Origin of the sequence: Sphingobium sp. IP1 (assembly GCF_002708645.1) — a bacterium.
Classification (GTDB): domain Bacteria; phylum Pseudomonadota; class Alphaproteobacteria; order Sphingomonadales; family Sphingomonadaceae; genus Sphingobium; species Sphingobium yanoikuyae.
This window is the reverse complement of sequence record NZ_NOIW01000246.1, coordinates 1-1,556: the sequence shown is the minus strand read 5'-3', so window position 1 is coordinate 1,556 and position 1,556 is coordinate 1. Positions and strand designations below refer to the sequence as shown.

The 1,556-nt window shown below is 64.6% G+C and carries 2 protein-coding genes and 1 pseudogene; all 3 read left to right on the top strand.

All coding sequences use genetic code 11. The features are described from left to right. A pseudogene (locus CG471_RS29765) lies at positions 1-257 on the top strand (hypothetical protein); the annotation flags it as partial. Between the two features lie 10 nt (positions 258-267). Next, on the top strand, positions 268-771 hold the full coding sequence (locus tag CG471_RS29760; protein WP_099234660.1) for a DUF2793 domain-containing protein: 504 nt from the start codon (positions 268-270) through the stop codon (positions 769-771). Positions 772-953: 182 nt separating this feature from the next. Next, positions 954-1,556: outer membrane protein (locus CG471_RS29755; protein WP_180275850.1), on the top strand; the 603-nt coding region annotated here is incomplete at its 3' end.

Genomic DNA, 1,556 nt, shown 5'->3' with positions numbered 1-1,556 from the left:
GGACCCGACGCAGCCGGGCGGGGTGGCGCTGGAGCAGCGGTGGCGACGTGCCATTGGCCGAGGAAAAAGAGCGCTATGAACTGCGGGTGCTGGAAGGGGCGCGGTTGGTGCGGCGGGCGGAGGTGACGGAACCGGGCTGGACCTATGCTGCGGCGATGATCGCGGCGGACGGGGTGAGCGGGCCGCTGACCATTGATGTGCGGCAGGTCGGCACGCGGGCGCTGGGCCGGCCGGGGACGATCGAGATGCTGCTGTAAGGAGGCGAGGATGACGAACGAGACGAGCGATCGCTGGGCGCTGCCGCTGCTCCATGCCGGGCAGGCGCAGAAGGAAATCATGCATAATGAGGCGCTGGCGCGGATCGACATGCTGTTGCACGGGGTGGCGGAAAGTGCCGACCTAGCGGCGCCGCCGACGGCACCGGTTGCCGGGCAATGCTGGATCGTGGCGACCGGCGCGAGCGGTGCCTGGGCCGGGCGGGAGGCGCATGTTGCCGGCTGGACCGAGGGTGGCTGGCGTTTTGTCGCGCCACGCGCCGGATTGCGGTTGGAAGTCGCGGACCGCGGCCATGGCATGGCATATGACGGTACGGCCTGGCGGGATAGTGCTGTGCGCGGCGACGGATTTTACGTCGAAGGGCAGCAAATTGTCGGCGCGCGCCTGGCCGCGATCGCCGGGCCGGCCGGTGGCACGACCGTGGATGTCGAGAGCCGTGGCGCAATTGCCGCGATATTGGCGGCTTTGCAGGGTCATGGCCTGATCTCCATGTAATTCTGGAGTATCGGCGATCTTTTCATGGAGAGGGGTAGGTATTAGCTTGGAGGCGAGCCTCGGGGATGTCCCTACTGCGTTATTTTTGCAACGGTTTCACGAATTGTGGACTTGCCATGAAACCTTCTTGCCGATACATGGTTTCAGCAGTCCTTCGTGACACTTTTGAAAGGGGAATTCAAATGCGGAAGCTTGCCCTCGCGGCTGCGCTTGCGACCAGTGCCCTGGCCACCCCGGCCTTGGCGCGCGACAACAGCTGGTATGTCGGCGTCGACGCCGGCGTTATGATCGTTGAAGATCAGGACATCACCTTCACCCCCGGTAACGGTACCGCAGCCAGCAACACCGTAGCGGCTGACTACCATAAGGGTTATGATTTCGACGCCAATATCGGCTACGACTTCGGCGGCTTCCGCCTCGAAGCCGAAGCTGCCTACAAGCGCGCCAAGGTCGACCTCGACGATAGCGGCTTCGGCGGTGCGGCCTCGGCCCTCTCGTTCATGCTGAACGGCCTGCTCGACTTCGGTCCCGATGACGGCCTGCAGGGCTTCGTCGGCGGCGGTGTCGGCGTGTCGCGTGGCAAGCTGGCCAACGACCTGGTGAACGACAGCGACACCGGTTTCGCCTGGCAGGCGATCGCCGGCGTGCGTTACCCGGTCACCAACAATGTCGACGTCTCGCTGAAGTATCGCTTCTTCAACCAGGACGACATCAAGCTGATCCCGGCCTACACCACCATCGGTGGCCCCGCCGGTTCGGAAGCCAGCACCAAGCTGCGTACGCAC

Coding starts and splice junctions, on each gene's coding strand:
- CG471_RS29760 (WP_099234660.1), top strand. CDS start 268: ATGACGAACGAGACGAGCGATCGCTGGGCGCTGCCGCTGCTCCATGCC.